Annotated in this window: 20 protein-coding genes and 4 tRNA genes; 13 read left to right on the top strand and 11 right to left on the bottom strand. The window is 68.1% G+C overall.

The genetic code is table 11. The features are described 5' to 3' along the window. Positions 1-3: 3 nt before the first annotated feature. Complete coding sequence (hemH, locus tag K0H49_RS25450; protein ID WP_219218595.1) at positions 4-1,059, bottom strand: ferrochelatase; 1,056 nt, start codon at positions 1,057-1,059, stop codon at positions 4-6. A 15-nt stretch (positions 1,060-1,074) separates the two neighbouring features. Between hemH and K0H49_RS25445 the strand changes: the two genes are divergently transcribed. Then, on the top strand, positions 1,075-1,821 hold the full coding sequence (locus K0H49_RS25445) for an HAD family hydrolase (RefSeq protein ID WP_219218594.1): 747 nt from the start codon (positions 1,075-1,077) through the stop codon (positions 1,819-1,821). 115 nt (positions 1,822-1,936) lie between these two features. Continuing rightward, entirely contained in the window at positions 1,937-2,395 is a 459-nt protein-coding gene (locus tag K0H49_RS25440; protein ID WP_219218592.1) for an SH3 domain-containing protein, read from the top strand. A gap of 3 nt (positions 2,396-2,398) precedes the next feature. Here the strand turns inward: K0H49_RS25440 and K0H49_RS25435 are convergent, their stop codons facing one another. From K0H49_RS25435 to hpnC, 4 genes are read right to left on the bottom strand one after another with little or no spacing between them, the layout of a single operon-like run. Beyond that, positions 2,399-2,785 carry a hypothetical protein gene (locus K0H49_RS25435; protein WP_257625122.1) on the bottom strand — a complete coding sequence of 129 codons (387 nt, stop codon included), beginning with the start codon at positions 2,783-2,785 and terminating at the stop codon, positions 2,399-2,401. Next, entirely contained in the window at positions 2,764-4,026 is a 1,263-nt protein-coding gene (hpnE, locus tag K0H49_RS25430; RefSeq protein WP_219218590.1) for a hydroxysqualene dehydroxylase HpnE, read from the bottom strand. Before hpnE ends, K0H49_RS25435 begins: the two co-directional genes overlap by 22 nt. A gap of 16 nt (positions 4,027-4,042) precedes the next feature. Continuing rightward, positions 4,043-4,882: a presqualene diphosphate synthase HpnD gene (gene hpnD, locus K0H49_RS25425; RefSeq protein WP_219218588.1), complete on the bottom strand. Its 840-nt coding sequence runs from the start codon at positions 4,880-4,882 to the stop codon at positions 4,043-4,045. Between the two features lie 28 nt (positions 4,883-4,910). Then, positions 4,911-5,798: a squalene synthase HpnC gene (gene hpnC / locus K0H49_RS25420; protein WP_374122416.1), complete on the bottom strand. Its 888-nt coding sequence runs from the start codon at positions 5,796-5,798 to the stop codon at positions 4,911-4,913. Positions 5,799-5,929: 131 nt separating this feature from the next. Here hpnC and K0H49_RS25415 point away from each other — a divergent pair, with 131 nt between their 5' ends. From K0H49_RS25415 to K0H49_RS25365, 11 genes are all read left to right on the top strand, one after another. Next, the gene (locus tag K0H49_RS25415) at positions 5,930-7,081 is read left to right on the top strand and encodes an efflux RND transporter periplasmic adaptor subunit (RefSeq protein ID WP_219218586.1); all 1,152 of its coding nucleotides are present in this window, start codon (positions 5,930-5,932) and stop codon (positions 7,079-7,081) included. Between the two features lie 10 nt (positions 7,082-7,091). Next, a complete protein-coding gene (locus K0H49_RS25410; RefSeq protein ID WP_219218584.1) occupies positions 7,092-10,244 on the top strand; it encodes an efflux RND transporter permease subunit in 3,153 nt (1,050 codons plus the stop codon). 75 nt (positions 10,245-10,319) lie between these two features. Continuing rightward, positions 10,320-10,406 (top strand) — tRNA-Leu (locus K0H49_RS25405). 26 nt (positions 10,407-10,432) lie between these two features. After that, positions 10,433-11,752, top strand: coding sequence for a trigger factor (tig, locus tag K0H49_RS25400; protein ID WP_219218583.1), 1,320 nt, complete (start codon positions 10,433-10,435; stop codon positions 11,750-11,752). Positions 11,753-11,867: 115 nt separating this feature from the next. Then, positions 11,868-12,476 (top strand): ATP-dependent Clp endopeptidase proteolytic subunit ClpP, encoded by a 609-nt coding sequence (gene clpP, locus K0H49_RS25395; RefSeq protein WP_219218575.1) that lies wholly within the window; start codon positions 11,868-11,870, stop codon positions 12,474-12,476. A 121-nt stretch (positions 12,477-12,597) separates the two neighbouring features. Then, complete coding sequence (clpX, locus tag K0H49_RS25390) at positions 12,598-13,866, top strand: ATP-dependent Clp protease ATP-binding subunit ClpX (protein ID WP_219218573.1); 1,269 nt, start codon at positions 12,598-12,600, stop codon at positions 13,864-13,866. Between the two features lie 125 nt (positions 13,867-13,991). Next, positions 13,992-16,433, top strand: a complete 2,442-nt coding sequence (lon, locus tag K0H49_RS25385; protein ID WP_219218570.1) for an endopeptidase La — start codon at positions 13,992-13,994, stop codon at positions 16,431-16,433. Between the two features lie 58 nt (positions 16,434-16,491). Then, positions 16,492-16,567, top strand: a tRNA-Gly gene (locus K0H49_RS25380). An 86-nt stretch (positions 16,568-16,653) separates the two neighbouring features. Further along, a tRNA-Cys gene (locus tag K0H49_RS25375) sits at positions 16,654-16,727 on the top strand. A gap of 73 nt (positions 16,728-16,800) precedes the next feature. Then, positions 16,801-16,889, top strand: a tRNA-Leu gene (locus K0H49_RS25370). A gap of 21 nt (positions 16,890-16,910) precedes the next feature. After that, entirely contained in the window at positions 16,911-17,549 is a 639-nt protein-coding gene (locus K0H49_RS25365) for a DUF6806 family protein (protein WP_219218568.1), read from the top strand. Between the two features lie 2 nt (positions 17,550-17,551). Here K0H49_RS25365 and K0H49_RS25360 read toward each other — a convergent pair whose 3' ends face one another. The 6 genes from K0H49_RS25360 to K0H49_RS30800 form a co-directional block, all read right to left on the bottom strand. Next, entirely contained in the window at positions 17,552-18,328 is a 777-nt protein-coding gene (locus K0H49_RS25360) for a hypothetical protein (RefSeq protein WP_219218566.1), read from the bottom strand. Positions 18,329-18,335: 7 nt separating this feature from the next. Next, positions 18,336-19,124, bottom strand: coding sequence for a glutamate racemase (gene murI, locus K0H49_RS25355; protein ID WP_257625206.1), 789 nt, complete (start codon positions 19,122-19,124; stop codon positions 18,336-18,338). A gap of 2 nt (positions 19,125-19,126) precedes the next feature. Further along, positions 19,127-20,680, bottom strand: coding sequence for a fumarate hydratase (locus K0H49_RS25350; RefSeq protein WP_219218561.1), 1,554 nt, complete (start codon positions 20,678-20,680; stop codon positions 19,127-19,129). A gap of 196 nt (positions 20,681-20,876) precedes the next feature. Next, complete coding sequence (gene proX / locus K0H49_RS25345; protein WP_257625121.1) at positions 20,877-21,890, bottom strand: glycine betaine/L-proline ABC transporter substrate-binding protein ProX; 1,014 nt, start codon at positions 21,888-21,890, stop codon at positions 20,877-20,879. Between the two features lie 205 nt (positions 21,891-22,095). Beyond that, on the bottom strand, positions 22,096-23,325 hold the full coding sequence (gene proW, locus K0H49_RS25340) for a glycine betaine/L-proline ABC transporter permease ProW (RefSeq protein ID WP_219218556.1): 1,230 nt from the start codon (positions 23,323-23,325) through the stop codon (positions 22,096-22,098). Further along, positions 23,322-24,069, bottom strand: a 748-nt coding sequence (locus K0H49_RS30800; RefSeq protein ID WP_257625120.1) for a CBS domain-containing protein, incomplete at its 5' end; no start/stop codon positions are given. The genes K0H49_RS30800 and proW, both read right to left, overlap by 4 nt.

Genomic DNA, 24,069 nt, shown 5'->3' with positions numbered 1-24,069 from the left:
GCCTCAGCCGGCCGGCTTCGTCGCCAGGGTCGGCCAGCCCGCGAGATGCCGCTCGGCGATGCCCGTGAGCGCATCGATCCACAGCGGGCTGTCGTTGAGGCAGGGGATGTAGTGGAATTCCTTGCCGCCGGTGTGCAGGAAGGCCTCGCGGCCTTCCATCGCGATCTCTTCCAGCGTCTCGAGGCAGTCGGCCGGGAAGCCCGGGCACATCACGTCGACCCGCTGCGTGCCGGCGGCGCCGAGTTCGCGCAGCGTCGGCTCGGTGTAGGGCTCGAGCCACTTGGCGCGGCCGAAGCGCGACTGGAAGGTCACGCGGTGCTGCGCGGCCGACAGGCCCAGCCGCTCGGCCAGCAGGCGCGCGGTGGCCAGGCACTGCGACTGGTAGGGGTCGCCCAGCCGGATGTTGCGCTCGGGAATGCCGTGGAAGCTCATCACCAGTTGGTCGGGCCGGCCGTTCTGCTTCCAGTAGGCTTCGACGCTGCAAGCCAGCGCCTCGATGTAGGCCGGGTCGTCGTGGTAGTCGTTGACGAAGCGCAGTTCGGGCAGCCGGCGCTGTTTCAGGGTCCAGGCGTTGACCGCGTCGATCACGCTGGCCGTGGTGGTGGCCGAGTACTGCGGGTAGGCCTGCAGCACCAGCACGCGCGTCGCGCCTTCGGCCATCAGCGCATCGAGCTGCGAAGCGATCGACGGGTTGGCGTAGCGCATCGCATGGCGCACCGACAGCTGCCGGTGGCCGCGCTCGCCCAGCCAGCCGGCCAGCAGCTTGGCCTGCTTCTCGGTCCAGACCTTGAGCGGCGAGCCCTCGGCCAGCCAGATGCTCGCGTACTTGGCGGCCGACTTGGCGGGCCGCGTGCGCAGGATGATGCCGTGGAGGATCAACCACCAGATCGCGCGCGGGATCTCGACCACCCGCGGGTCGCCCAGGAACTCCGAGAGGTAGGGCCGCACGGCCTTGGCGGTGGGGGCATCGGGCGAACCCAGGTTGCACCAGAGCACGGCGGTGCGTGGCGTGGCGGGCGTTGGGGGGAGGGGAGTGGCGGGCGGGGCGATCGAAGGCATGCGATATTCTCGGCCATGACTTTCGAGACACCGGCCCTTGCGGCACACAACGGCCTGGATTTGACGCGCATCGCCGCGATCTCGCTGGACCTCGACGACACCCTCTGGCCGATCTGGCCCACCATCGCGCGCGCCGAAGAGGTGCTGCACGGCTGGCTGCTGCGCGAGGCGCCCAAGACCGCCGAGCTGCTGCTCACGCCCGGCGTGCTGCGCGAACTGCGCGAGGCGACCGAGCGCGAGCGTTCCGACCTGGCGCACGACCTGAGCGCACTGCGCCGCGAATCGATCCGCGCCGCGCTGTCGCGCGTGGGCGAGGACCCGGCGCTGGCCGATGCGGCCTTCGATGTGTTCTTCGACGAGCGCCAGCGCGTGGTGCTCTACGACGACGCGCTGCCCGCGTTGAAGTGGCTCAGCGAGCGCTACCCGCTGGTGGCGATCTCCAACGGCAACGCGGACCTGAAGCGCACCGGCGTCGACGCCTGGTTTCGCACGGCCTTCAGCGCCCACGTCTTCGGCAGCGGCAAGCCACACGCGCCGATCTTCCAGGCGGCCGCGGCCTCGGTGGGCGTGCAGCCGCACGAGGTGCTGCATGTGGGCGACGATGCTGCGCTCGACGTGGTGGGCGCGCTCGCGGTCGGCATGCAGGCGGCCTGGGTGGTGCGCCATCCCGAGGAAGAGCGCAAGCCCTGGACGCACGGTGCGCGTCCGCAGCTCGTGGTGCCCGATCTGCAGGCGCTGTGCCGCGCGCTCGGCGCCGACTGAGCGCCCGCGTCTTTTCGCTGCGGAACTATTTGGCGGTGAGTGACCCGGAGAGGCTGGCCACGGTTCGCGTGGCCGCTTTTCCATTTCTCTCTTGTCCCCGAAAGGTCTTCACCGAATGACGCATTCCCGCCGCCTGCCCGCATTTCTTCTGGCTTTCGTCCTGCTGTGGCTGTCCATGGTCTCCATGGCCCATGCGCGAGAGATGGTGAGCGTGGCGCGTGGCGAGGTGAACATGCGCTCGGGCCCGAACACGCGCAGCGAGGTGCAGTGGGCCCTGAGCCGCGGCTATCCGCTGCAGGTGATCAAGCGCAGCGGCAACTGGCTGCAGGTGCGCGACTTCGAGAACGACCGCGGCTGGGTGCTGCGCTCGCTGACCGATCGCACGCCGCACCATGTGGTGCGGTCGCGCGTCGCCAACCTGCGCAGCCTGCCCGGCACGAACGGCCGCATCGTGGGCAAGGCCAGCCATGGCGAGGTGCTGCGCACGCTCGAGCGCAAGGGCAGCTGGGTCAAGGTGCGCCACGGCAGCGGCACGACCGGCTGGGTGGCGCAGAGCCTGGTCTGGGGCTGGTAGGCCTCAGTCGATCTCGAATTCCGCGCGGAAGGCTTCGCAGAAGGCCGCGCTGCCGCCGATCGACAGGCTCAGCGTGTGGCGCGGCGGCGTGCTCGCGCCGGCCTCGACCGACAGGCTGCCGCTGCGCGCGTCGAAGGACAGCGTCTCGCCGAGGCTGAATTCGCGTCGCGACTGCAGGTCGTAGTCCCACTCGCCGCCGTCCTCGGGCGCGCCGCGCCGTTCGGCGAAGGCCGCATGGGCCCAGCGCAGCACGGCGGCGATCTCCGCATGCACCTGGGGCAGCTGTGCCGCGTTCACCGAGGCCAGCGCGTCGAAGCTGCCGTTGCCGTCGGCATCTTCGCTGTAGTCGAAATCGAGGTAGTCGAGGCTCATCCGCAGGGTCCGATCCATTGGGCCGCGTCCAGCCCGCTGCGCACCGCGCCTTCGAGCGTGGCGGGGTAGGGGCCGTCGAGGTAGTCGCCGCAGGCCGCGAGGCCGGGCGCGATCTGCATCGCCGGGCGCGCGAGGCCGGGCGTGCAGGCGAAGGTGGCGCGCTTCTCGACCACGGTCTGCACGATGCGCAGCCGGGTCTGGCCGAGCTGCGCCGCCGCTTGCGCGAGCACCTGGCGGGCCAGCACCTCGCGCGGCTGGTCGCTGGCGCTGACCACCAGGGCCAGCAGCCCGTGCGGGCCGGCGAGTTGTCCGCGGTCGAAGGCGAATTGCGCGGGCGCGCCCGGGCCGCTGCGCAGCGCGACCATCGGTGCCGCCAGCGCCGAGGCGCCGTCGGCATAGAGCGTGGCGATGGCTTCGAAGCGCAGCGCGTCGGCGGCGGCGAGCCAGGCATCGGCGGCCACGCCGGCCGAGCGCAGCAGGCGCGCCGCGTCCCAGGGCGCGCCGGCGATCACGACCCGGTCGAAGGGCTCGTTGTCGACCTGCCAGCCTTCGTCGGTGCGCAGGATCGACGCCACGCGACGGCCCAGCCGCACCGTGGCGCCGCGGACCGCGAGCCAGCGCAGGGCGGCATCGGGGAACAGCGCGCCCAGGTCGCAGCGCGGCACCAGCAGGTCGGCGCCACCCCGCTCGCCGAACAGCGCGTCGTGCAGCACGCGCAAAAAGACTTCGCCGCTCGATTGCGTGACCGCGGTGTTGAGGGCCGAGACGCACAGCGGCTCGATCAGCTCCTGCATCACGCGCGGCGTGAGCCCGGCGCACAGCGTGGCGACGGTGGCCTCGGGTGCGCAGCGGAAGCCGTCGAGCCGCCAGCGCAGCGCGGTGCGCAGCAGGCTGCCCTTGTCGCGCCAGGTCCAGCCGCGGGCCATGGCGATGCCGGCCAGCAGGTCGAAAGGCGGCTGCAGCCGGGGCAGCGCCAGCCCGCCGCCATCGGCGAAGCGAAGCGACAGCGGCTGGCGCAGCAGCGCGGTGTCGGGGTCGACGCTGACCGAACGCATCAGCGCCAGCGTGTCGCGGTAGGCGCCGATCAGGATGTGCTGGCCGTTGTCGAGCGCGGCGCCGCCGTGGCTGGCGTCGATGCGGCGCGCGCGGCCGCCCGCTTGCCGCGCGGCCTCGAACACGGTCACGCGGTGGCCGGCGCGCGCGGTCTCGACGGCACAGGCCAGGCCGGCCCAGCCGGCGCCGATGACGGCAATCTTCATGCGGGGCGCTTCCGCTTCAGACCCGGCCCAGCGCCTGCACGCGCCACGCCAGCCAGAACTTGCGCAGCGGCGTGAGGCTCACGCGCTGCTGCAGCACCTGGAAGTCGTCGCGCTCGATCTCGCGCAGCAGCGCGCGGTAGATGCTGCCCATCATCAGGCCCGGCTTCTGGCTGCGGCGGTCGGCCGCCGGCAGCAGCGCCAGGGCCTCGTCGTAGATCCGGTGCGCGCGCTCGGCCTGGAACTTCATCAGCGCCACGAAGCGCTCGGAGTACACGCGGTTGAGCACCTCGTGCGCCTTGACGTCGAATTGCTGCAGCTCGTTGACCGGCAGGTAGATGCGGCCGCGCAGCGCGTCCTCGCCCACGTCGCGGATGATGTTGGTGAGTTGCAGCGCCTGGCCCAGCGTGTGGGCGTAGGCGGTGGTCTGCGGATCTTCCTGGCCGAAGATGCGCGCCGCGACTTCGCCCACCACGCCGGCCACCAGATGGCAGTAGCGCTGCAGGCCAAGGAAGTCGAGGTAGCGGGTCTGGTCCAGGTCCATCTGGCAGCCGTCGATGATCTGCTGCAGCTGGCGGGCCTCGATGCCGTATTCGGCCGCGAGCGGCATCAGCGCCTTCATCACCGGATGGCTGGGCTGGCCGGCGAAGGACTGGGCCACCTCGGTGCGCCACCAGGCGAGCTTGGTCGCGGCCACGCCGGGGTCGCGCGCTTCGTCGACCACGTCGTCGACCTCGCGGCAGAAGGCATAGAAGGCGGTGATCGCCGCGCGCCGCGGCTTGGGAAGAAACAGGAAGGCGTAATAGAAGCTGCTGCCCGAGGCCGCTGCTTTCTCCTGGACGTACTGCTCAGGATTCATCTCTGGGTGTCGCTTCTGTTCTCGTGGCTCATGGCGTCGATTGTCTCCGCATCCGGAAGGCCCGCCAGGCCAGAAGGGGGGCATCGGCCGCGCCGATGGTCGGGCGGCGCGAGAAGCTGTCGAAACCCTGGGCTTCGATCTTGTCGAGGATGCGCAGGCCGCCCTGGACCACCAGCCGCAATTCCCAGCCGATGCGGCCAGGCAGGCGGTGCACCAGGGGTGCGCCCTGGGCCATCAAGGCGCGGGTCCAGGCGACTTCCGACCGGACCAGCGCGATCGCTTCGGGCGTCGGGGGGTGGCCAGGACCGTGCCGCACATCCTCGGGCGCGAGCCGGTGCGCCGCGCAGTCCGCCAGTGGCAGGTAGAAACGCCCGCGCGGCAGGTCGACGCTCAGGTCCTGCCAGAAGTTGGCGAGTTGCAGCGCGCTGCAGATGGCGTCGCTCTGCGCCAGCGCGACCGCATCGTCGACGGCATAGAGATGCAGCAGCAGCCGTCCGACCGGGTTGGCCGAGCGGCTGCAGTAGTCCAGCAGTTCGGCGCGGTCGGCATAGCGGCTGCCGTCGCGGGTCTTCTCGATGTCCTGCACGAAGGCCGAGAGCAGGTCGGCCAGCAGCGTTTCGGGCAGCGCGAAGTCGCGCATCGCCCGGGCCAGCGGGCCGAACACTTCGGGCCAGCGGCCCGAGATCGGCAGCCCCCGCGCGGTGGCCGCCAGGTCGGCGCCGAAGGCGTGCAGGTCGGCCAGCCGTTGCGCGGGGCCGTCGTCGCCCTCGTCCGCGATGTCGTCGGCGGTGCGCGCGAAGCCGTAGATCGCGGCGATGGGGGGGCGCAGGCGCGGCGGGCAGAGCCAGGACGCGACCGGGAAGTTCTCGTAGTGCGTCGGCGGTGGCGCGACGGCGGGGGGGGCAGGGGATGACACGGGCTGGATTGTCGGGCACCGCGTCGGGTGCGCCGCTCGCGTCACGATTCGTTGACAGCGTCGGACGCATCCCACAAAATTACTAACCCTTCGGTCATTAATGACCCTCTCCGTGCCAATCAAGGTGGTTCATGACCGTATCGTTTCTTCGTCCTGCGCTCTCATTTCCGTCGGCGGCCGTGCTGCTGGCGGTGGCCGTGGCGGGCTGTTCCAAGCCGCCGCCGGTCGAGGAGCCCCTGCGCTCCGTCAAGGTGCAGACCGTGGGCACCAGCGCCTTCGACACCGTGCCCGAGTTCTCGGCCGAGGTGCGCGCGCGCATCGAGTCGCAGCTGGGCTTCCGCGTGGCCGGCAAGATCCTCAGGCGCCAGGCCGAACTGGGCCAGCACGTGCAGGCCGGCCAGGTGCTGGCGCAACTCGACCCGCAGGACTACCGGCTGGCCGCCGATGCGGCGCGCGCACAGCAGGCCGCGGCCGTGACCAACCGTGACCTGGCCTCGGCCGACCTCAAGCGCTACCGCGAACTGCGGGCGCAGAACTTCATCAGCGGCGCCGAACTGGAGCGCCGCGAGGCCACCTTCAAGTCGTCCCAGGCCCAGCTCGACCAGGCGCAGGCGCAGCAGGCCTCCCAGGGCAACCAGGCCAGCTACACCACGCTGGTGGCCGACGTCGCGGGCGTGGTCACGGCCATCGACGCGCAGCCCGGGCAAGTCGTCTCGGCCGGCACGCCGGTGGTGCGCATCGCCCAGGACGGCGCGCGCGACGTGGTGTTCGCGGTGCCGGAAGACCGCGCGGCGCTGATCCGGCCGGGCTCGGCCGTGACCGTGCGCGGCTGGGCCGGCGGGGCCGAGCTCGAGGGCAAGGTGCGCGAGGTCGCGGCCAGCGCCGACGCCGTGACCCGCACCTATTCGGTCAAGGTGGCGATCGATGCGGCCACCTCGCCGGCGCTCGGCGCCACCGTGTACGCGCGGCCCAAGGCCCTGTCGAATGCCGGTGCGGCGGTGTTGAAGCTGCCGACCAGCGCGCTGCGCCAGGAAGGCAGCGGCAGCGCGGTGTGGGTGCTCGACACCGCCACCATGACGGTGCGCTCGCAGCCGGTGCAGGTGGCGACGGCCGACGGCAACGAAGCCGTGATCGCCGCGGGCATCGCGCCCGGCATGCAGGTGGTGGTGGCGGGCGTGCACGTGCTGTCGCCAGGCCAGAAGGTCACGGTGTACCAGGGCAAGACGCCCGCGCCAGCGGCGGCCCCGGCCCCGGCGGCCCCCGCTTCGGCGGCCGCGCGCTGAGGTCGCCCCGATGACCACCCCCAACGAGACGACCGGCAAGGCCGGCTTCAACCTTTCCAAGTGGGCGCTCGAGCATGCGGCGCTCACCCGCTACCTGATGGTGGCGCTGATGGTGCTGGGCTTCGCCGCCTATTTCCAGCTCGGCCAGGACGAGGACCCGCCCTTCACCTTCCGCGTGATGGTGGTGCGCACCTACTGGCCCGGAGCGACCGCGCAGCAGATGGCCGAGCAGGTGACTGACAAGCTCGAGCGCACGCTGCAGGAGGCACCCTACGCCAGCAAGATCCGCAGCTACTCGAAGCCGGGCGAGTCGCAGATCATTTTCGAGATCAAGGATTCGTCCAAGTCCAGCGAGGTGGCCAACGTCTGGTACGTGGTGCGCAAGAAGATCGGCGACATGCGCGGCACGCTGCCCAGCGGCGTGCAGGGCCCCTTCTTCAACGATGATTTCGGTGACGTCTACGGCGTGATCTACGCGCTCGAGACCGACGGCTACACGCCGGCCGAGATCAAGACCTTCGCCGACGACGTGCGCCAGGGCCTGCTGCGCGTCAAGGACGTGGCCAAGGTCGAGCAGTTCGGCCTGCAGGACGAAAAGGTCTACATCGAGGTCTCGCAGAAGCGCATCGCGCAGCTGGGCCTGGATTTCAACGCGGTGCTGCAGCAGATCGGCGCGCAGAACGCGGTCGAGAGCGCGGGCACCATCCAGTCGCCGCTCGACGTGGTGCAGGTGCGCGTGGCGGGCCAGTTCACCAGCGTGGACCAGCTGCGCGAGATGCCCATCCGCGGCAGCTCGGGCAACCAGCTGCGCCTGGGCGACATCGCCGAGATCCGGCGCGGCACCATCGACCCGCCGGCCACCAAGGTGCACCACCAGGGCAAGGAAGTGGTGGCGCTGGGCGTGTCGATGGCCAAGGGCGGCGACATCATCGCGCTGGGCAAGGCGCTGCGCGTGGCCGTGGCCGACATCGGCCAGCGGCTGCCGGCCGGCGCCTCGCTCACGCAGGTGCAGGACCAGCCGGTGTCGGTCGCGACCTCGGTCAACGAGTTCATCCATGTGCTGATCGAGGCGGTGGCGATCGTGCTGGCGGTGAGCTTCGTCGCGCTGGGCCTGCACAAGGGCGGGCGCTTCGGCTGGCACATCGACGTGCGGCCCGGCCTGGTGGTGGCGATCACCATCCCGCTGGTGCTGGCGGTGACCTTCCTGGCGATGAACTACTTCAACATCGGGCTGCACAAGGTGTCGCTGGGCTCGCTGATCATCGCGCTGGGCCTGCTGGTGGACGACGCGATCATCGCGGTCGAGATGATGGTGCGCAAGATGGAGGAGGGCTACGACAAGGCGCGTGCCGCCACCTTCGCCTACGACGTGACGGCCAAGCCGATGCTGACCGGCACGCTGATCACGGCCGCCGGCTTCCTGCCGATCGGCATCGCCAAATCGGTGACCGGCGAATACACCTTCGCGATCTTCGCGGTGACGGTGATCGCGCTGGTGCTGTCGTGGATCGTCTCGGTCTACTTCGTGCCCTACCTGGGCACGCTGCTGCTCAAGGTCAAGCCGCACGACCCGGACGCGCCACCGCACGAGCTGTTCGACTCGCGCTTCTACAACGCCTTCCGCCGCGCGGTGAACTGGTGCGTGGAGTACCGCTGGCTGACCATCGGCGCGACGGTGCTGATCTTCGGGCTGGGCATCGTGGGCATGGGTCGGGTGCAGCAGCAGTTCTTCCCCGACTCGAGCCGGCCGGAGATCCTGGTCGACCTCTGGTCGCCCGAGGGCACCTCTTTCGCCGCCAGCGAGGACATCGCCAAGCGCGTCGAGCAGCGCCTGATGCAGGAACCCGAGGTGGCCACGGTCACCACCTGGATCGGCACCGGCGTGCCGCGCTTCTACCTGCCGCTGGACCAGATCTTCCCGCAGAGCAACGTCTCGCAGATGATCGTGCTGACCAAGGACCTGACGCAGCGCGAGACCCTGCGCCGCCGCCTGCCGGGCCTGCTGGCGCAGGAGTTCCCGGAAGTGCGCGGCCGCGCCAAGCTGCTGCCCAACGGCCCGCCCGTGGCCTACCCGGTGCAGTTCCGCGTGATCGGCACCGAGCCGCTGGCGCTGCGCCAGCACGCCGACGAGGTCAAGGCCATCCTGCGCGAGAACGCCAGCACGCGCGGCGTCAACGACAACTGGAACGAGTCGGTCAAGGTGATCCGCCTCGAAGTCGACCAGGCCAAGGCGCGCACGCTGGGCGTGACCAGCCAGGCCATCGCCCAGGCCTCGCGCACCATGTTCAGCGGCACCACGGTCGGCCAGTACCGCGAGAACGACCGGCTGATCGACATCGTGCTGCGCCAGTCGGCCGACGAGCGCGAAGCGATCTCCGACATCGGCAACGCCTACCTGCCGACCGCCTCGGGCCGTTCGATTCCGCTCTCGCAGATCGCCAAACCGGTGTTCAGCTGGGAGCCGGGCGTGATGTGGCGCGAGAACCGCGACTACGCGATCACGGTCAACGCCGACATCGTCGAAGGCATGCAGGGCGCCACCGTCACGGCACAGCTGCTGCCGCAACTGCGCGCGCTCGAAGCCAAGTGGCGCGCGGCCGGGCAGGGCGCCTACCGCATCGAGACGGCGGGCGCGGTCGAGGAGAGCAGCAAGGGCTCGGATTCCATCGTGGCCGGCGTGCCGATCATGCTGTTCCTGGTGTTCACGCTGTTGATGCTGCAGCTGCACAGCTTCAGCCGCTCGCTGCTGGTGTTCATCACCGGCCCGCTGGGCATCGCCGGCGTGGCGGCGGCGCTGCTGCTGCTGAACCGGCCCTTCGGCTTCGTCGCGCTGCTGGGCGTGATCGCGCTGATGGGCATGATCCAGCGCAACTCGGTGATCCTGATCGACCAGATCGAGAGCGACCGCGCCGCGGGCGTGCCGGCCTGGGATGCGATCGTCGAATCGGCCGTGCGCCGGCTGCGGCCGATCGTGCTGACGGCTGCCGCGGCGGTGCTGGCGATGATCCCGTTGTCGCGCAGCGTCTTCTGGGGACCGATGGCCGTGGCCATCATGGGCGGGCTCATCGTGGCCACCGTTCTGACCCTGTTGGCACTGCCTGCGATGTACGCCGCAGCATTCCGTGTGAAGCGCGAACCGAAAGCGGGTCCCATTAGCGTCTAAAATGCGCGGTTGACCGATTTCGAAACGGGTGGTCTGCGATAGGAGGCCGCCCGTTTTTGCTTGATTCACCTGACCGCGCGGGTGGCGAAATTGGTAGACGCACCAGGTTTAGGTCCTGACGTTCGCAAGAACGTGCCGGTTCGAGTCCGGCCCCGCGCACCAGCCCCATCTCTCTTGAGGAACAAAGAATGACCGTGAACGTTGAAACCCTCGAAAAGCTCGAGCGCAAGATCACGCTGACCTTGCCGGTCGGCACCATCCAGTCCGAGGTGGATTCGCGCCTCAAGAAGCTGGCCCGCACCGTGAAGATGGACGGTTTCCGTCCCGGCAAGGTGCCGATGAACGTCGTGGCCCAGCGCTATGGCTACTCGGTTCACTACGAGGTGATGAACGACAAGGTCGGTGAAGCCTTCTCGCAGGCGGCCAACGAAGCCAAGCTGCGCGTGGCCGGCCAGCCCCGCATCACCGAGAAGGAAGAGTCGCCCGAGGGCGAGCTGGCCTTCGACGCGGTGTTCGAAGTGTTCCCCGAAGTCAAGATCAACGACCTGGGCGCCGCCGAGATCGACCGCGTCACCGCCGACGTGAGCGACGAAGCCATCGACAAGACGCTCGACATCCTGCGCAAGCAGCGCCGTACCTTCGCCCAGCGCGCACAGGACGCCGCTGCCGGCGACGACGACCGCGTGACGGTCGACTTCGAGGGCAAGATCGAAGGCGAGACCTTCCAGGGCGGCAAGGCCGAGGACTTCCAGTTCGTCATCGGCGAAGGCCAGATGCTCAAGGAATTCGAAGATGCGGTGCGCGGCCTGAAGTCCGGCGACAGCCGCACCTTCCCGCTGTCGTTCCCGGCCGACTACCACGGCAAGGACGTGGCCGGCAAGCAAGCCGACTTCCTGGTCACGGTCAAGAAGATCGAAGCCACCCACCTGCCTGAAGTCAACGAACAGCTGGCCAAGTCGCTGGGCATCGAAGAAGGCACGGTCGAAGGCCTGCGCGCGGACATCAAGCGCAACCTCGAGCGCGAAGTCAAGTTCCGCCTGCTGGCGCGCAACAAGAACGCCGTGATGGACGCGCTGATCGCCAACGCCGAACTCGACCTGCCGAACGCCAGCGTGCAGTCGGAAGTCGAACGCATGATCGAAGGCGCCCGCGCCGAGCTCAAGCAGCGCGGCATCAAGGACGCCGACAAGGCGCCGATTCCCCAGGAAGTGTTCCTGCCCCAGGCCGAGCGCCGCGTGCGCCTGGGCCTGGTGGTGGCCGAACTGGTGCGTGCCAACGAACTGCAGGCCAAGCCCGAGCAGATCAAGGCCCACATCGACGAGCTGGCCGCCAGCTACGAGAAGCCGGCCGACGTGGTGCGCTGGTACTTCAGCGACAACCGCCGCCTGGCCGAAGTCGAGGCCGTGGTCATCGAGAACAACGTGACCGATTTCGTGCTGGCCAAGGCCAAGGTCAATGAAAAGGCCGTGTCCTTCGACGAACTGATGGCGCAGCAGCAACAAGGCTGATCGCCGCCGTCCTTGTGACACCGATGGGGCTTGTGCTTTGCGGCACGAGCCCCATTTCACTCAGGCGTACAGTTCAGTCACAGCGAACGACTTCATCTTCCCGGAGAGCAACTACATGATCGCAAACGAAATTCAAGGCCTCGGCATGGTTCCGATGGTCATCGAGCAGTCGGGCCGCGGCGAGCGGTCCTACGACATCTATTCGCGGCTCCTCAAGGAACGCATCATTTTCCTGGTGGGCGAAGTCAACGACCAGACCGCGAACCTGGTGGTCGCGCAGCTGTTGTTCCTCGAGAGCGAGAACCCGGACAAGGACATCTCGTTCTACATCAACTCGCCGGGCGGCAGCGTGAGCGCCGGCATGGCGATCTACGACACCATGCAGTTCATCAAGCCGGCCGTGTCGACCATGTGCCTGGGCTTCGCGGCCAGCATGGGCGCCTTCCTGCTGGCGGCCGGCGAGAAGGGCAAGCGTTTCTCGCTGCCCAACTCGAAGGTCATGATCCACCAGGTGCTGGGCGGCGCCCGTGGCCAGGCCACCGACATCGAGATCCATGCGCGCGACATCCTGCGCACCAAGGACCAGATGAACAAGATCCTGGCCGAACGCACCGGCCAGCCGCTGGAAAAGGTCCAGCGCGACACCGAGCGCGACTACTTCCTGACGGCCGACGAAGCCAAGGATTACGGCCTGGTCGACCAGGTCGTTGCAAAACGCGGCTGACACGCTGGAAGCCGCTTGGCGCCGCAGGGCGCCAAATGGCAGAAAACGGCGTTTTCCATGCGGGAAACGCCGTTTTTGTTTTAGTTATCATTGAACCTACTGCGTAACGAGGCACCTGTCCATGGCCGATAAAAAAGGCTCTTCCAGCGAAAAAACGCTTTATTGCTCGTTCTGCGGCAAGAGCCAGCACGAGGTCAAGAAGCTGATCGCGGGCCCTTCGGTCTTCATCTGCGACGAGTGCATCGATCTCTGCAACGAGATCATCCGCGATGAACTCCCGGCCGGCGAAGAGGCGCGCGACGCGCGCAACGACCTGCCCACGCCGCTGGAGATCAAGACCAACCTCGACAACTACGTGATCGGCCAGGAGCCGGCCAAGCGCATGCTGTCGGTGGCGGTCTACAACCACTACAAGCGCCTGCGCCACAAGGAAAAGAACAGCAAGGGCGACGAGGTCGAGCTCAGCAAGAGCAACATCCTCTTGATCGGCCCCACGGGTTCGGGCAAGACGCTGCTGGCGCAGACGCTCGCGCGCATGCTCGACGTGCCCTTCGTGATGGCCGATGCGACCACGCTGACCGAGGCCGGCTATGTCGGCGAAGACGTCGAGAACATCATCCAGAAGCTGCTGCAGAGCTGCAACTACGAGGTCGAGAAGGCCCAGCGCGGCATCGTCTACATCGACGAGATCGACAAGATCTCGCGCAAGTCCGACAACCCCTCGATCACGCGCGACGTGTCGGGCGAGGGCGTGCAGCAGGCCCTCCTCAAGCTCATCGAAGGCACCATGGCCAGCGTGCCGCCCCAGGGCGGGCGCAAGCACCCGAACCAGGACTTCCTGCAGATCGACACGACCAACATCCTGTTCATCTGCGGCGGCGCCTTCGCCGGCCTGGAGAAGGTCATCGAGAACCGCACCGAGGCCTCGGGCATCGGTTTCGGCGCCTCGGTCAAGAGCAAGGCGCAGCGCAGCATCACCGAGGTGTTCCGCGAGGTCGAGCCGGAGGACCTGATCAAGTTCGGCCTGATCCCCGAACTCGTGGGCCGCATGCCCGTGGTCGCCTCGCTGGCCGAGCTCAGCGAGGACGCGCTGGTCCAGATCCTGACCGAGCCGAAGAACGCGGTGGTCAAGCAGTTCACCAAGCTGCTGCAGATGGAGGGCGTGGACCTGGAAATCCGTCCCGCCGCGCTCAAGGCGATCGCCCGCAAGGCGCTGGCGCGCAAGACCGGCGCGCGTGGGTTGCGCTCGATCCTCGAGCAGTCTCTGATCGACACCATGTTCGAGCTGCCCAACGCGACCAATGTCGACAAGGTGGTGGTCGAGGAATCGACCATCGACGAGAACAAGCCACCGCTGCTCGTGTATCGCGAGGCAGCCAAGAAGGCCTGAGTGCCTGGGGTCATCCCATATCGCATTTCACGCGCTTTGCGCGTGGCCCCTACGATGAACGCGCCGCGCGGGCTTGAAATTCGCGCGGCGCGTTCCATCTTTGTCTGATCACTTCGAGGACTCGCATGTCTGGTCACACCCCCCTGCCTCCCGACGCCATCGACCTGCCGCTGCTGCCGCTGCGTGACGTCGTGGTGTTCCCCCACATGGTGATCCCGCTGTTCGTGGGACGCCCCAAGAGCATCAAGGCGCTCGAACTGGCCATGGAAGCCGAACGCCGCATCATGCTGGTCGCGCAGAAGGCGGCCGCCAAGGACGAGCCCTCGGTCGAGGACATGTTCGAGGTCGGCTGCGTCTCGACCATCCTGCAGATGCTCAAGCTGCCCGACGGCACCGTGAAGGTGCTGGTCGAAGGCCAGCAGCGCGCACGCGTCAACAGCATCAACGACGGCGAGACGCATTTCACCGCCAACGTGACGCCGGTCGAGGTGGCCGACGCCGCGGCGCAGAAGGGCACCGAGATCGAGGCCCTGCGCCGTGCCGTGATGCAGCAGTTCGACCAGTACGTCAAACTGAACAAGAAGATCCCGCCCGAGATCCTGACCTCGATCTCCAGCATCGACGATCCCGGCCGCCTGGCCGACACCATCGCCGCGCACCTGCCGCTCAAGCTCGACAACAAGCAGGCGGTGCTCGACCTCGACGACATCAAGGCCCGGCTGGAGAACCTCTACGGCCAGCTCGAGCGCGAGGTCGACATCCTCAACGTCGACAAGAAGATCCGTGGCCGCGTGAAGCGCCAGATGGAGAAGAACCAGCGCGACTTCTACCTGAACGAACAGGTCAAGGCGATCCAGAAGGAGCTGGGCGAGGGCGAGGACGGCGCCGACATCGAGGAGATCGAGAAGAAGATCAAGCTCGCCAAGATGCCCAAGGAAGCGCTCAAGAAGGCCGAGGGCGAGCTCAAGAAGCTCAAGCTGATGTCGCCCATGTCGGCCGAGGCCACCGTGGTGCGCAACTACATCGATGTGCTGATCGGCCTGCCCTGGAGCAAGAAGACCAAGATCAAGCACGACCTGGCCAATGCCGAGGCGGTGCTCAACGAGGACCACTACGGCCTCGACAAGGTCAAGGACCGCATCCTGGAATACCTCGCGGTGCAGCAACGCGTGGACAAGGTCAAGGCGCCGATCCTGTGCCTGGTCGGCCCGCCGGGCGTCGGCAAGACCTCGCTCGGGCAGTCGATCGCCAAGGCGACCGGCCGCAAGTACACCCGCATGGCGCTGGGCGGCATGCGCGACGAGGCCGAGATCCGCGGGCACCGCCGCACCTACATCGGCGCACTGCCGGGCAAGGTGCTGCAGAGCCTCAACAAGATCGGCACGCGCAACCCGCTGTTCCTGCTCGACGAGATCGACAAGCTGGGCACCGACTTCCGCGGCGACCCGTCGAGTGCGTTGCTCGAAGTGCTCGATCCCGAGCAGAACCACACCTTCGGCGATCACTACGTCGAAGTCGACTTCGACCTGTCGGACGTGATGTTCGTCGCGACGTCGAACTCGATGAACATCCCGCCGGCGCTGCTCGACCGGATGGAAGTCATCCGCCTGTCGGGCTACACCGAGGACGAGAAGACCCACATCGCGCTGAAGTATCTGCTGCCCAAGCAGATGAAGAACAACGGCGTGAAGGACGAGGAACTGCTGATCACCGAGGAAGCGGTGCGCGACGTCGTGCGCTACTACACGCGTGAAGCCGGCGTGCGTTCGCTCGAGCGCGAGCTGTCCAAGATCTGCCGCAAGGTGGTCAAGGGCCTGCTGCTCAAGAAGATGACGCCCAAGGTCACGGTCGACGGCAGCAACCTCAACGAGTTCCTGGGCGTGCGCAAGTACAGCTTCGGCCTGGCCGAGAAGCAGAACCAGGTCGGCCAGGTCGTGGGCCTGGCCTGGACCGAAGTCGGCGGCGACCTGCTGACCATCGAGGCCGTGACCATGCCCGGCAAGGGGATCATCAGCCGCACGGGCTCGCTGGGCGACGTGATGAAGGAATCGGTCGAGGCCGCGCGCACGGTGGTGCGCAGCCGCGCCCGCCGCCTGGGCATCAAGGACGAGATGTTCGAGAAGCGCGACATCCACATCCACGTGCCCGACGGCGCCACGCCCAAGGACGGCCCGAGCGCGGGCGCCGCGATGACGACGGCCTTCGTGTCGGCGCTGACCGGCATCCCGGTGCGCGGCGACGTCGCGATGACCGGCGAGATCACCCTGCGGGGCGAGGTCACGGCCATCGGCGGCCTGAAGGAAAAGCTGCTGGCGGCCCTGCGCGGCGGCATCAAGACCGTGATCATTCCGGAAGAGAACGCCAAGGACCTGCAGGACATCCCCGAGAACGTGAAGAACGGCCTCGAGATCGTGCCGGTCAAGTGGATCGACAAGGTGCTGGAGATCGCGCTCGAGAAGATGCCCACGCCGTTGTCGGACGAAGAGGTGGCCGCCTCTGCCGCGGCGCTGGCCGAACTGTCGAAGCAGCGCGCCGCGCAGCCGTCCGAAGGTTCGATCAAGCATTGAAAATTTGCGCGCAGCTTCGAAACCTCGAAAAAGTGGCATATAATTCGAGGCTCGAAACGCGGGATTAGCTCAGTTGGTAGAGCGCAACCTTGCCAAGGTTGAGGTCGAGAGTTCGAGTCTCTTATCCCGCTCCAGTTTTGAAAAAGGGAAGCCCAGGCTTCCCTTTTTTTCGCAAGAGCAAGCACAGCGAGTTCATGGCGAAATCGCTTCAAACAAGCGTGGCGCGATAGCAAAGCGGTTATGCAACGGATTGCAAATCCGTCTAGCCCGGTTCGACTCCGGGTCGCGCCTCCACTGAAAAGCAAGCCCCGCCAACATTCGTTGTCGGGGCTGTTTTGTTTTGGGTTATCTTCGTCCTCAGATCCCGGCCCGGATGGTGAAATTGGTAGACACATCGGACTTAAAATCCGCCGCCTTTAGACGGGCATACGGGTTCGATTCCCGTTCCGGGCACCATCAACTACAAGGGAGCTAGACATGCCTCGCTACAACGCTCCGTTCGAGATTCATGTGCACGGCGATGTGCCGTTGCGCGCCGACGTGACCTTCGCGCAGATCCAGGAGGCGCTCAAGCCCCTGTGGAAGTACGCTGGCGCCCGCTCGCTGGCCGACGGCGCCACCAGCGCCTACGAGGAAGAACTCGGCATCCGCTTCGAGCAGAAGGAGCACATGCTCCAGATGTGCTGGACCGTGCCGGGCGACGAGGATTTCCGTCAGGAACTCGACGAGATGTGCATGGCGCTCAACGAGCTCGCGGAGCAGGGCGCGGCCATCGAGATCACCTTCTACGACACCGACTTCGACGAGGAAGAGGGCGATCCGGAAGAAGAGTCGCGCGACGACTTCCTGATGCTCTTCGTGGGCCCGAACCCGGCCGCGATCATGCAGGTCCAGCGCGACCTGCTGGTCGAGGACGTGGTGCACCTGATGGAGCGCCATTTCGACGGCGCCGAGCTCGGCGGCGTGGTGGCCGAGATCGACAAGCTCTTCGGCGACCGCTTCGATGCGCTGGTCAACTCGCTCGAGCTGGGCAAGCGCCCGCGTGGCAGCGGCGGCCCGGGCGGCCCCGGTGCCGGCGGGCACGGCGGTGGACGCCGGCCGCGCCACCTGCACTGAGCCTAGGGTGCCAGCAGGCTCCTGGGCACCTTGAAGCGCTCTCCGTCGTAGCGCAGCACCACGGTGCTGTACTGCGGTGGCAGCGCCTTCTCCGCGCAGCTGCCATCGTCCTGCAGTTGTCCGCGGCTCTGGGTCCGGGTGCGGGTCAGCACGAGATCGGCAAAGGGGCTGTTGCGGTTCGGCCGGGTCGACAGCAGGGTGCGCAGCTGCCGGAAGCGGCCCGTGCAGTCGGCATTCCATTCGCCGCTGTCGCTGTCGAGTTCGATCTCCTGCAGCACCTCGCGCAGCTTGCCGCCTTGCGACACGTAGAGGCGCAGGGTCTCGCTGGCGAAGGCATCGGCACGCGTGGTGCCCCGGTAGCGCACGCGCAGGCCGAAGGCGCGCGCGTCGGCGGCCAGCACATAGCGCGCCGTGTCGACCTTGATCTCCTGGATGGCCACGCCGTCCTCGTCCATCGCCTCGGCCTGGAACAGCCGGCTGACCAGGGTGTCGCGCTCGGTGTTGCCGTTGTCGGGGCGCTGGACCAGCAGCACTTCGAGGTCGTAGACCTTGGTGGCCGTCGGATCGCTCGTGGGCCGCGGCATGGGCAACACGATCACGATGCGGCCCGGAAAGGCCGGCCATGCCTTGCAGGCGGCCAATCGTTCGTCGAGCACGCGATCGGGGTACAGCCGCGCATGGATGCGCTCGGCCAGGCCGCTTTCGCAGGCGGCGTGCGCGAGCGGACCGACAGCCAGCAGGCCGAGAAAGAGGAAGGCAGGGCGCAGCAGGCGTCGCATGGCGGCGTCAGCCTTGAAGGCCGCGGGGGCCGAGCCAGCGCCTGGCCGCCGCCTGCAGGGGCTCGAGCGGGCCGCTCGAGGCGAGTGTCACGCCGCCGACGGCCTCCGGGCCTGCGAGCCGGCCCACTGCCTGCAGCAGCCGGTGCGTCTGCTGCGCGACGGGCGCGCCGGTGTCGATGAAGCGCGCGGCGGGGCCGGTGTGCCGGCGCAGTTCCTCGGCGGCGAAGGGGTAGTGGGTGCAGCCGAGCACCAGGGTGTCGATCTGGCCCTCGGACGTGCCGAAGGGGCCTGCCGCGCGCACGTAGCGCTCGCACAGGGCCGCGACCTGGGCCTGGTCATCGGCTTCGATTGCGCGCGCGAGCCCGTCGCAGGGCACGAGCGTGAAATGGGCCTGGCTGGCCAGCGTTGCATGCAGTGCCGCGAACTTGGCGCTGGCCAGCGTGCCGCGTGTCGCCAGCACGGCAATGCGGCGCGCGCGGCTCGCGGCCACCGCGGGCTTGAGCGCGGGCTCCAGCCCGACCAGCGGCAAGGCGGGATGTTCGGCGCGCAGCAGGTGGATGGCGGCGGCGGTCGCGGTGTTGCACGCCACCACCAGCGCCTTGATGCCGTGCTGCGCGATCAGCTCGCCGGTCACGCTGCGCGTGCGCTCGATCACGTAGGCATCGCCACGCTCGCCATAGGGCGCATAGGGCGTGTCGGCGAAATAGACGAAGCGCTCGTGCGGCAGCGCGGCCCGCAGCGCGGCCAGCACGCTGAGGCCGCCGACCCCGCTGTCGAAGACGCCGATCGCCGCCAGGGTCAAGCCGCTTCCAGGGTGATGGTCTTGAGTTCGCCCGAGGCGATGCGCTTCTGCCATTCGGCCGGGCCGGTGATGTGCACGCTGGTGCCGCCCGCATCGACGGCCACGGTCACGGGCATGTCGACCACGTCGAACTCGTAGATGGCTTCCATGCCCAGGTCCGCGAAGCCCACCACCTTGGCGGTCTTGATGGCCTTGCTCACCAGGTAGGCGGCACCGCCGACCGCCATCAGGTAGGCGCTCTGGTGCTTCTTGATCGCCTCGATGGCGGTCGGGCCGCGCTCGGCCTTGCCGATCATCGCGATCAGGCCGGTCTGGGCCAGCATCATCTCGGTGAAGCCGTCCATGCGGGTGGCGGTGGTCGGGCCGGCCGGGCCTACCGCTTCGCCTTCGACCGGGTCGACCGGGCCGACGTAGTAGATGACGCGGTTGGTGAAGTCCACCGGCAGCTTCTCGCCCTTGGCCAGCATGTCGGCGATGCGCTTGTGCGCGGCGTCGCGGCCGGTCAGCATCTTGCCGTTGAGCAGCAGCGTATCGCCCGGCTTCCAGCTCGCCACTTCGGCGGGCGTGAGCGTGTCGAGGTCGACCTTCTTGCTCTTGTTGTAATCGGGGGTCCAGTCGACGTCGGGCCAGAGGTCCAGCGAGGGCGGATCGAGGTAGACCGCGCCGCTGCCGTCCATCACGAAGTGCGCATGGCGGGTGGCCGCGCAGTTGGGGATCATCGCCACCGGCTTGCTGGCCGCGTGCGTGGGGTACATCTTGATCTTGATGTCGAGCACGGTGGCCAGGCCGCCCAGGCCCTGCGCGCCGATGCCCAGCGCGTTGACCTTTTCGTAGAGCTCGATGCGCAGCGCCTCGACCTTGCTCAGCTCGGCGCCCGAGGCCTTCTTGGCCTGCAGCTCGTGCATGTCGAGGTCGTCCATGAGGCTTTCCTTGGCCATCAGCGCGGCCTTCTCGGCCGTGCCGCCGATGCCGATGCCCAGCATGCCCGGCGGGCACCAGCCGGCGCCCATGGTGGGCACGGTCTTGAGCACCCAGTCGACGATGTTGTCGCCCGGGTTGAGCATGGCCAGCTTGCTCTTGTTCTCGCTGCCGCCGCCCTTGGCCGCGACCGTGACCTCGAGCGTGTCGCCCGGCACGATCTCGGTGAAGATCACCGCGGGCGTGTTGTCCTTGGTGTTCTTGCGGTCGAACTGCGGGTCGGCCACGACCGAGGCGCGCAGCGTGTTGTCGGGGTGGTTGTAGCCGCGGCGCACGCCTTCGTTGATGGCGTCGTCGAGGCTGCCGGTGAAGCCGCCCCAGCGCACGTCCATGCCCACCTTGAGGAACACGTTGACGATGCCGGTGTCCTGGCAGATCGGGCGGTGGCCGGTGGCGCTCATCTTGCTGTTGGTCAGGATCTGCGCGATGGCGTCCTTGGCGGCCGGGCTCTGCTCGCGCTCGTAGGCCTTGGCCAGGTGGGCGATGTAGTCGGCGGGATGGTAGTAGCTGATGTACTGCAGCGCGGCGCTGATCGATTCGATCAGGTCGGCCTGCTGGATGGTCGTGGTCATGGCAATTCGTTCCGTGGGTGGACGCTCGATCGTGCGAGCCGTTCTTGTGGGAGCCGTGCGTGCGCAGGCTTTTCGGGCCTCGGCGCGCCCGGTATTTTGACAGCCGCGCGGCCACGGCCGGCGCGGGCGCAAAAAAGCCGCTGTCCCGGGGGGCGCAGCGGCTGGGTGGCGACCGGCAGCGCCGGCGCCCGCGGTCTTACTTGTCCGCAGCGGCCAGGGCCTGCGCGATCCAGCTGTCGAAGGTCTTCTGATGCGCCTTGATCCAGCTGTCGGTGTGGCGTTCGATGTCCTGCTGGCGGTTCTGGCCGTCGTGCATCAACTGGTTCTGCCGGCTGATGTCGGCCAGCGGCAAGGCCATGACCTCGAACAGCTTGCCGGCGGCGGGGTTCTTCTCGACGAAGACCTTGTTGGCCACGATGTACTCGTTGTTCAGCGGAAAGCCGTAGTTCTTGCCGTTGGCCTGTTTCGTGTCGGTGCCGGCCTGCACGCCCGGCATCGCAGAGAACGGCACTTCGAGCCAGACCACGTCCTTGCCCGCGCGCAGCACGTTGCTGAGCCAGTACGGCGTCCAGGCGTAGAACAGCACCGGCTTGCCTTGCTTGAAGCGGGCGAGCGTGTCGGCGATCAGCGCCGGGTAGTTGCCTTGCGTGTAGGTCACGGTGTCGCGCAGCTTGAAGGCGGTGAGCTGGTGCTCGACCACGGCCTCGCCGCCCCAGCCCGCGCTGGGGCCGACCAGGTCGGCCTTGCCGTCGCCGTTGGCGTCGAAGAGCTTGGCCAGTTTCGGGTCGCTCAGTTGGCTCAGGTGGGTGATCTTGTACTGATCGGCCGTCTTCTTGTCGATCATGTAGCCCTGCGTGGCACCGGCCGCGTAGACGCCCTTGCGCGCCATCTTGGCATCGCCGCCCGCGCTCTTGTAGAACTCGGCATGGTGCGGGTTCCAGTGGTTGGCGATGAAGGTCGCATCGCCGTTGGCGACGGCGATGTGCGCCATCGGGTACTCGACTTCCTTGATCGGCTGCACGTCGTAGCCGAGCTGTTTCAGCGCGCGGGTCACCAGCAGGGTCTGGAAGGTCTCTTCGACCAGGGCGCTTTGCAGTGGCAGCACCTTGACGCCCTTGCCGGGCAGGTCGGCAGCGAAGGCGGGCGAGCCCAGGCCCAGGGCCAGCAGGCTCCCGGCGAGCAGCGAGCGGGTGAAATCGCGAGTGTTCATCATGCGTGTTCTTTCTTTGCCCGAGACCGGGCGTTGAGGAAAGTGGAAAGGCAAGCCGCAACCCGCAGATGGCAATGGATCTGCGGGCCGTCGGCGGATGAAGGACGGGCGGTCAAGGCCCCCGTTCCTGGCTTTCGCGGCGGTGCCCGGCGCTGGCCGGACCCGACCGCCAAAGGTCTTGATGGCGCGTGGCTGGCGCAGCGGGCTACCGCGCGTCGGCGACGACGACGCTCGCAGGCAGGGTGTCGGCGCGGCGCTGGAACGCGCGCGTCGCCAGTCCCACGGGGCCCGTCTGCCACCAGTGGCGCACGCCACGGCGCGGCGCACCCATGGCCTGGGTGATGCGGTCGAGCGTGATGGCCAGCAGCACGATGCCCAGGCCACCGACGGTGGCCAGGCCCATGTCGAGGCGGCCGATGCCGCGCAGCACCATCTGGCCCAGGCCGCCCACGGCGATCATCGAAGCAATGACCACCATCGACAGCGACAGCATCAGCGCCTGGTTGATGCCGGCCATGATCGAGGGCATGGCCAGCGGCAGCTGCACCTTGACCAGCATCTGCCAGGGCGAGGCGCCATAGGCGCGGGCAGCCTCGATCAGGTCGGGTCGCACCTGGCGCAGGCCGAGGTTGGTCAGGCGCACCAGCGGCGGCAACGCGAAGATGATGGTCACGATCACGCCCGGCACGTTGCCGATGCCGAACAGCATCACCACCGGCACCAGGTAGACGAAGGCCGGCGTGGTCTGCATCGCATCGAGGAAGGGCCGCGTCCAGCGCTGGGCGCGGTCGCTCGCGGCCAGCGCGATGCCCATCGGCAGGCCGATCACGATGCAGAAGACCAGCGAGGTCAGCACCAGCGACAGCGTGACCATGGCCTCGCTCCAGATGCCCAGCATGCCCACCAGCATCAGCGAGACGACGGCGCCGATGGCCACGCCACGGCCGGCGAACTGCCAGGCCAGCAGGCCCAGCACGCTCACCATGGCCAGCATGGGCATGGTGGTCAGCAGACCCTCGACCCAGCTCAGGGTGGCGTCGATGGGCGCACGCACGGTCTGGAAGAAGGGGCGAAAGTTGTCGATCACCCAGCCCAGGCCCTGGTTGATCCAGCCCTCCAGCGGCAGCGAGCCGTCCCAGAGCTGGTTCAGTTGAAAACCCTGGTGCGACGCATCTGCGGCGCCCGGCGCATCGCCCGGCGTGCCGGCCAGCCAGTCGCCGCCCGGGGCCGAGGCCGTGTCGCTGGCCGAGGTGGCCGCAGCCCAGGGATCGGCGGCAGGCGCCGAAGGCGCCACGTCGGCCGGCACGTCCCACGGCGAGGAAGCGATGGCCGGGGCGCTCTCGATGGGGGGCGTCCAGGGGTCGCTGCCGGTCGTCAGCGGCAGGTCGGCCTGTGCCAGCAATACCGCGGGGGCGTGGTGTACGACGTCGCTCATGCGGCAATCCCTCGTTCTTGTGTGGGGGTGGCGGGCAGGCCCGGGGCCATCGTCTCGGTGGCGGGCGCAGTGAGGTTCAAGGCCTTGGGCAGTTCGATGTGCGGTGAAGGCGGTACCGGCGGCGTGTCGCGGTCCAGGAAGCGCAGCAGCGTGGTCTTGCTGATCGCGCCGCAGAAGCGGCCGTCGCTGGCCACCACGGGCAGCGCGCAGGGCGCCTGTGCCAGTTGGCCGAACAGGTTGGCCACGGCGTCCTCGGCGGCGATCGGGGGCACGTCCGGCAGGAACGCATGCTGCAGGCCCAGCGCGCCCACGTGGCCGCGCAGCGCGGTGCGCAGCGAGTCGGCGGAGACCGTGCCCAGATAGCGCCGGCCGGGGCTGACCACATAGGCAAAGTCGTCGTCGTGGTCCTCGATCAATCGCAAGGCGGCGTGGCAGCCGCGGTCGGTGTGTTCGCGCACCACGGTCAGGCGCTTGCGGGCAATGTCGGCGGCCTTGAACACGGCTGCCGCGTCCACGCCACGCACGAAGCTGCGCACGTAGTCGTCGGCCGGATTGCGCAGGATCTCGTCGGGCGTGCCGACCTGGACCACCTGGCCGTCCTTCATGATCGCGATGCGGTCGCCGATGCGCATGGCCTCGTCGAGGTCGTGCGAGATGAAGACGATGGTGCGGCGCTGCGCCTGCTGCAGGCGCAGCAGCTCCGACTGCATCTCGGTGCGGATGATCGGGTCGAGCGCGGAGAAG

The sequence above is a fragment of the Variovorax boronicumulans genome (assembly GCF_019352895.1).
GTDB classification, from domain to species: Bacteria; Pseudomonadota; Gammaproteobacteria; order Burkholderiales; family Burkholderiaceae_C; genus Variovorax; species Variovorax boronicumulans_A.
Note: the sequence above shows the minus strand (reverse complement) of the source record. Positions and strands in the feature narration are given on the sequence as shown.